The 6,860-nt window shown below is 70.8% G+C and carries 6 protein-coding genes and 1 pseudogene; 4 read left to right on the forward strand and 3 right to left on the reverse strand.

The window, feature by feature from the left end:
* Positions 1 to 853: GlxA family transcriptional regulator (locus KBX53_RS17310; protein ID WP_210860353.1), on the reverse strand; the 853-nt coding region annotated here is incomplete at its 3' end.
* Positions 854 to 1,003: 150 nt separating this feature from the next.
* On the opposite strand from KBX53_RS17310, the gene KBX53_RS17315 reads away from it, so the two are divergent.
* The 4 genes from KBX53_RS17315 to folE all read left to right on the forward strand — a co-directional run bounded on the left by KBX53_RS17315 (position 1,004) and on the right by folE (position 5,118).
* Complete coding sequence (locus KBX53_RS17315) at positions 1,004 to 1,141, forward strand: hypothetical protein (protein WP_167337263.1); 138 nt, start codon at positions 1,004 to 1,006, stop codon at positions 1,139 to 1,141.
* A gap of 100 nt (positions 1,142 to 1,241) precedes the next feature.
* Positions 1,242 to 1,817: a hypoxanthine phosphoribosyltransferase gene (hpt, locus tag KBX53_RS17320; RefSeq protein ID WP_030328005.1), complete on the forward strand. Its 576-nt coding sequence runs from the start codon at positions 1,242 to 1,244 to the stop codon at positions 1,815 to 1,817.
* 581 nt (positions 1,818 to 2,398) lie between these two features.
* Positions 2,399 to 4,417 (forward strand): ATP-dependent zinc metalloprotease FtsH, encoded by a 2,019-nt coding sequence (ftsH, locus tag KBX53_RS17325; RefSeq protein WP_030328003.1) that lies wholly within the window; start codon positions 2,399 to 2,401, stop codon positions 4,415 to 4,417.
* Positions 4,418 to 4,452: 35 nt separating this feature from the next.
* Positions 4,453 to 5,118, forward strand: a complete 666-nt coding sequence (gene folE / locus KBX53_RS17330) for a GTP cyclohydrolase I FolE (RefSeq protein WP_030328001.1) — start codon at positions 4,453 to 4,455, stop codon at positions 5,116 to 5,118.
* A gap of 69 nt (positions 5,119 to 5,187) precedes the next feature.
* Here the strand turns inward: folE and KBX53_RS17335 are convergent, their stop codons facing one another.
* Both KBX53_RS17335 and KBX53_RS17340 read right to left on the reverse strand, forming a co-directional pair.
* Complete coding sequence (locus tag KBX53_RS17335; protein ID WP_247675765.1) at positions 5,188 to 5,838, reverse strand: hypothetical protein; 651 nt, start codon at positions 5,836 to 5,838, stop codon at positions 5,188 to 5,190.
* A 97-nt stretch (positions 5,839 to 5,935) separates the two neighbouring features.
* Positions 5,936 to 6,860: pseudogene (locus KBX53_RS17340) on the reverse strand (cell division protein FtsK); the annotation flags it as partial.

The raw sequence follows: 6,860 nt of genomic DNA on the forward strand, positions 1-6,860 counted from the left end.
GGTCGGCGACCGCCTCCACGCTCAACGGGGTCTCCTCCAGCAGCCGGCGGGCGAGCAGCACCCGCTGGTTGGTGAGCCAGTCGTGCGGGGTGGTGCCGGTTTCGGCGCGGAACCGGCGGGCGAACGTGCGGGGTGCCATGCCGGCGCGGGCGGCCAGCTCCTCCACGGTGATCGTCCGGTCCAGGTGGCCCATCATCCACTCCAGCACCGGTTCGAGGGTGGGTGCCTCGGGCGCCTTCGGGATGGGCGCCTCGACGTACTGGGACTGGCCGCCGTCGCGGTGCGGCGGGACCACCATCCGCCGGGCCAGCCGGGTCGCGGTGGCCGAGCCGTGTTCCTGGCGGATCAGGTGCAGGCACGCGTCGATGCCGGCCGCGGTGCCGGCGCTGGTGAGGAGCCGGCCGTCCTGGACGTAGAGCGAGTTGCAGCGCACCCGGGCGCGGGGGTGGCGGCGTTGCAGCTCGTCCACGTACCGCCAGTGGGTCGTGCACTCGCGGTCGTCGAGCAGGCCGGCCTCGCCGAGCAGGAAGGCTCCGGAGCAGACGCTGAACAGGTGCGCTCCGCGGGCGTCGGCACGGCGTAGCGCGTCGAGCACCGGGCCGGGGACGGTGGTGCCCTGGCTGTGCGCGGGGATGGCCACCAGGTCGGCCTCGTCGACCGGGCCGAGGTCCGCGTGTGGGGTCAGGTGGAAGCCGGACGAGGTCCGCACGGGATCGCCGTCGGGGCTGCACACCTGGAAGCGGTAGGCGGGGAAACCGTCGGCCGTCCGGTCGGTGCCGAACACCTCGGCGAGTACGCCGAGCTCGAAGGGAGCGACCTGGTCGAGGGCGAGGACGGCAACTGACCGCAGCATGTGACGAGGGTAACCCGACAGGTGGCAGTAAATCGATGACCAATGGCATTCCTGCCACTGTCCGGTTGCTCCGGCAGGTCGCAGACTGGTCTCAGTCCGGTGCGCACCGGCGGCGAAACCGACAGCAACCATGCGAAAGCGAGCGCCGCCATGGAGTTCCTGTTCTTCCTCCTGTTCCTCGTCCTGCTCGTCGCCGCCTCGGCGGCCGGCCTCACCGTCGACAGCCACGACTCGGCCGACTGGAAGCCCAGCGACGACGGCCGCCGCTGGCAGTCACGTACCAACTGATGTGATTGGCGTTGTTTGCCCAGAAAATCCTCGGCGGGACCGCGCCAAAAGGTGCGGCCCCGCCGACGGAGGCCAGCAGACGTACGGCAGGCTAGGAGTCATGGCTGACGGCTCCTGGTACGACGCCGACATCGACCACGTGATCATCTCTGAGGCGCAGATCCGCGAGAAGACGGCGGAGCTGGCCAAGCAGGTCTCCGCCGACTACGCCCACGTGGGCGACGGGCTGCTGCTGGTGTGCGTCCTCAAGGGTGCGGTGATGTTCATGGCGGACTTCGCCCGGGCGCTGGGCCGCAACGGCCCGCCGGCGGAGCTCGACTTCATGGCCATCTCGTCCTACGGCCAGGGCACCACCTCCTCCGGGGTCGTCCGCATCCTCAAGGACCTGGACCGCGACATCGCGGGTCGGCACGTGGTCGTCGTCGAGGACATCGTCGACTCCGGCCTGACGCTCTCCTGGCTGCTGCGCTACCTCGAGTCCCGGTCGGCGGCGAGCGTCGAGGTGGTCGCTCTCTTCCGCAAGCCGGACGCGGTGAAGGTGCCGGTCCCGGTGAAGTACGTCGGCTTCGACATCCCCACCGAGTTCGTGGTCGGGTACGGCCTCGACTTTGGTGAGCGCTACCGGGAGTTGCCCTACGTCGGGGTGCTCAAGCCCGAGGTCTACGCCCGCTCCTGACCACGGGTCCCACCCCGTCGGGGTGGCCCCTCGGGCGTAATGAGCCCAACTCGCATCGGCATCCATCAAGCCGACGTTCAGCGCGCTCTCAGCTGATGCGGTTACCGTGTAGCACGGTGGCCCGGAGGTTACTCCGCGCTCGACCCCCTCGATCGCGTGACCGGGCGTTCGGGTGGCCGAGCCGGACTCCTCGCCACGCCGGCTCCACCCGGACTCGCCGTACGTTGGCTGCGGGGCTGGTGGGCCTGCCCACGGTGCGTGTCGTCGATGTCGAAGGCGCGCCGAGTGCGGAGGCTCGCAGGCTCGCTGTCGGCGTCCTCGGTCTTTTGATGGTGCACGACTGCGGGGCTCGCAAGCTCACTCCTCGCGCACACCGCTGTGATTGTGTACGACTGCGGGGCTCGCAAGCTCACTCCTCGCGTACACGGTGTACCGTCGAATGACCGCGGCGCGGCAGTTTTCGCGTCTCGGGGTCGAGCCGGCCCGCACGGCGGCTCCGGCCGCCGCTCAGCGCGGCGACACCATCAGACGGTCAGGACGTCGATCAGGAGGATGCGGGCGCTCCGGCGCTCGACAACAGTATGGAACGTACGCGTTTCTTCCGCCGACCGGTGGTCTGGATCATCCTGGTCATCCTCGGCGCCGTTGTGCTCAGTCAGCTGTTCACCGCTGGTCCCAGCTACCACCGCGTGGACACTTCCGTTGCGCTCGATCAACTGCACACCGCCAAGATCAATAAGGTTGTCTTCCAGGACAAGGAGCAGACGCTCCAGCTGGATCTGGCCCAGAAGACGAAGTTCGGCAAGACCGAGACCGACCGGATCGAGGCCCAGTTCCCGTACCAGGCTGGCGACCAGATCTGGAACGAGGTGCTGGACGCCAAGGCGGCCAACCGGGTCACCGGCCCCGCCGACGCCAAGGTCTCCTCGGACAGCATCTGGGTGAGCCTGCTGGTCAACCTGCTGCCGATCGCGCTGCTCGTCCTCCTGCTGCTGTTCTTCATGTCGCAGATGCAGGGCGGCGGCTCCCGGGTGCTCAACTTCGGCAAGTCCAAGGCCAAGATGATCACCAAGGACACTCCGAAGACGACCTTCGCGGACGTCGCGGGTGCCGAGGAGGCCGTCGAGGAGCTGCACGAGATCAAGGACTTCCTGCAGAACCCGGCGAAGTACCAGGCCCTGGGCGCCAAGATCCCGAAGGGCGTGCTGCTGTTCGGCCCGCCCGGCACCGGCAAGACGCTGCTGGCCCGCGCGGTCGCCGGCGAGGCCGGGGTGCCCTTCTACTCCATCTCCGGCTCCGACTTCGTCGAGATGTTCGTCGGTGTCGGCGCGAGCCGGGTCCGTGACCTGTTCGAGCAGGCCAAGACGAACGCCCCGGCGATCGTCTTCGTCGACGAGATCGACGCCGTCGGCCGGCACCGCGGCGCCGGCATGGGCGGCGGCCACGACGAGCGGGAGCAGACGCTCAACCAGCTGCTCGTCGAGATGGACGGCTTCGACACCAAGGGCGGGGTCATCCTGATCGCCGCCACCAACCGGCCGGACATCCTCGACCCCGCGCTGCTGCGTCCGGGCCGGTTCGACCGGCAGATCCCGGTCGACGCCCCCGACATGGAGGGCCGCAAGGCCATCCTGCGGGTGCACGCCAAGGGCAAGCCGTTCACCCCCGACGTCGACCTCGACTCGGTGGCCCGGCGCACCCCTGGCTTCAGCGGCGCCGACCTGGCCAACGTGATCAACGAGTCGGCCCTGCTCACCGCCCGTAAGGACCAGCGCGCGATCACCAACGACTCGCTCGAAGAGTCGATCGACCGGGTGATCGCCGGTCCGCAGCGACGGACCCGCGTGATGAGCGACCAGGAAAAGAAGATCACCGCGTACCACGAGGGTGGCCACGCGCTGGTCGCCTGGGCGCTGCCGCACGCCGCGCCGGTGCACAAGGTGACGATCCTGTCCCGTGGCCGCTCGCTGGGCCACACCCTGGTGCTCCCGACCGAAGACAAGTACACCCAGACCCGCGCCGAAATGATCGACACCCTGGCGTACGCGCTGGGCGGTCGGGCCGCTGAGGAACTGGTCTTCCACGAGCCCACCACCGGTGCCGGCAACGACATCGAGAAGGCCACCCAACTGGCCCGCGCGATGATCACCCAGTACGGCATGAGCTCCAAGCTCGGGGCCATCAAGTACGGCACCAGCGGGGACGAGCCGTTCCTCGGCCGCAACATGGGCCACGAGCGGGACTACTCGGACTCGGTGGCCGCCGAGATCGACGGTGAGATGCGGGCACTTGTCGAGCTGGCGCACGACGAGGCCTGGGAGATCCTGGTGGAATACCGGGACGTCCTGGACAACATCGTGCTCGAGCTGATGGAGAAGGAAACCCTCTCCACCGCCGACATGGCGCGCATCTGCTCCCGGGTGGTCAAGCGCCCGCCGCTGGCACCGTACAACGGCTTCGGCAAGCGTCAACCCTCCACCGAGCCGCCCGTGCTCACCCCTGCGGAGAAGGACAAGCTCAAGGCGCAGGCCCAGGCCGACGGCGCGCAGGCGTCGGTCGGCGGCGTGGCGCCGTCCAACAACTCGGACGGCACGCACTGAGCAACGACCCGACGGCCAGCCCCCCACACCGGGAGCTGGCCGTCTCCGCGACCGAACCCGACGGCGACGACGAACTGGACTACGTGGCCGCGCGGCTGATCAGCGGCAAGCTGACCGGCCGCCCCGTCGAGGACGCTGTCGACCTCGGCCGGATCGAGAAGGCCGTCCGCGAGATCCTGATCGCGGTCGGCGAGGACCCGGACCGCGACGGACTCCAACAGACCCCGGCCCGGGTCGCCCGCGCGTACGCCGAACTCTTCGCCGGCCTGCGGGTCGACCCGGCCCAGGTGCTCAGCACCACCTTCGAGGCCAACCACGAAGAGCTGGTCATCGTCCGGGACATCGACGTGATGAGCCTCTGCGAACACCACCTGCTGCCCTTCCGGGGCAGCGCGCACATCGGCTACATCCCCGGCCCCGACGGGCGGATCACCGGCCTGTCCAAGCTGGCCCGGCTCGTCGAGGTCTTCGCCCGCCGCCCGCAGGTGCAGGAGCGGCTCACCTCGCAGGTCGCCGACCTGCTGATGAGCAAACTCGCACCCCGCGGCGTCGTCGTCGTGCTCGAATGCGAGCACATGTGCATGGCGATGCGGGGCATCCAGAAATCCGGCGCCAAGACCATCACGTCGGCCGTACGCGGCATCCTGCAGACGGACTCCAAGTCGCGGGCCGAGGCTATGGCGCTGATCATCCCCCGCTGACAACCCGACGCACACGGCCGGCCGACACCCCCTGGCGGGGACGGCCGGCCGTTGCGTCCCTGGTGCCCGTCAGCCGGCGAGCAGGGCCAGCAGCAGCCCGGCCGTGGCCAGCACCGCCGGCACCAGGCACACCAACGCGCCGAAACGCGCCGTACGGTCCAACCGCTCGGTGGGACTGACCCGGAACAACCGCCCGATGCCGATCCAACCCGCGACGAACGCCACCGCCGGCATCGGCAGCCCACAGATCAGCGCCGCCACGGTCGCCGGTCCCACCCCCGTGGCCGCCAGCACCACGACCTGGATCAACGGCACCAGCAGCGCAAACGGCCCGTACACCAGGAGGTTGCGCGCTCGCGCGGGCCAGGACCCCGGCCGGATCCGGCGGCGTGCGGCCAACGCCGCGTCGGCCGCCTCGGCCCACCCCCGCGCGGACCGCAACGCCGCCAGCACGGCCGCCGGACCACCCGCCATCGACCGGGCCGCCTCCGACACCTCCGGCGGCGACGGCACCAGAGAGATCGCCGGTACGCCCAACTCACGCAGCCGTTCCTGCTGGCTCGCCAGCCCGGTACGGAGCACCGTCAACTCCTCCCGCGCGGCCTCCGCCGACCGGGCCTGCTCACCGGCGGCCGCAGCAGCGCTACGGCGTACCCCGTCCAACTGACGGGCGGCCGCAAGATACCCCGCCCAGGCCGTGCTGGGCTCGACAGCCGGCAGCGTGGCGTCCCCGGTCGCCGCAGCGGCCCGCTGTCGCCCCGGCCCGGTCACCGTCGCGTTCGAATTCACCTCGGCACCCCCCACCCGCGCCACCCGATCAGCCGGCCCCGTCGGCGAACGGCACCAGGACGGTGCCCCGCTCGTCCGGGCCGTCCCAGAGCACCGCCCGGTCGGGGCGCGCGTGCCACTCGACCGGCCGGCCGAAGACCGCGGTGAGCTGCGCGACCGGCACGTCCAGCACTGCCACCGCAGCCAGCTTGTCGACTTCGCCCGCCGGCTCGAACAACGCCGCGAACGGCGGCACCGCACGCCACCAGCCCAGCAGATGCCTGCCCGCCGGAGGCCCGTCCCGCAGTAGCGACCGCAGCCGGTCCACCGGCAACTCCCGAGGACCCGGCCGGTCCAGCCCGAACACCACAAGGTACGTCGGCAGGTCGTCGGCAGTGTCCGCGAACAGCGTCGGCAGATCCACCAACTCGGCCGAATGCCGGGCCGCCAACTCGGCCGTCAACGCCTGCGCCAACGCCCGGGAGCCCGGGTCCGGTGCCGCCACCAGGAAACGGGCGCCACCCGGTGCGTGGTGAGCCGCTGTGCTCCGCGCCGCCGTCGCCAACAGCCCGCCCGCCGCGGTGCCCGAGCCCAGCACCGCGAGGTTGCGCCCGGCCGCCGGCCCCAACGGCACCGCAACCGTCGAACGGGCCACGTCCACCGCCCGGCCCAACAGGGCGGCCGGCCCGTGCGCCTGCCCCGCCAAGGCCGCCCGATGGCGCGGATCGTTGCCGAGCAGAGGCCGGGCGTAACCAGCGAAGACCACCGGCGGTACCGACCCCGTCGGACGCGCCGCCCACAACTCGTGCCGCAACGCCTCCACGACCTCCGGATGATCCTGCGGATCCGGGTGACGGATCAACCGCTCATGACCCCGGATCGCCCCCCGCGGACCGCCGAGCCCACCGGCCGTGTTCACCACCGCACTGCCCACCGGCAGACCGGCGGCCGAGTCGTTCGTCGGCTCCAGTACC

The sequence above is a fragment of the Micromonospora sp. M51 genome (assembly GCF_018070305.1).
Classification (GTDB): domain Bacteria; phylum Actinomycetota; class Actinomycetes; order Mycobacteriales; family Micromonosporaceae; genus Micromonospora; species Micromonospora parva.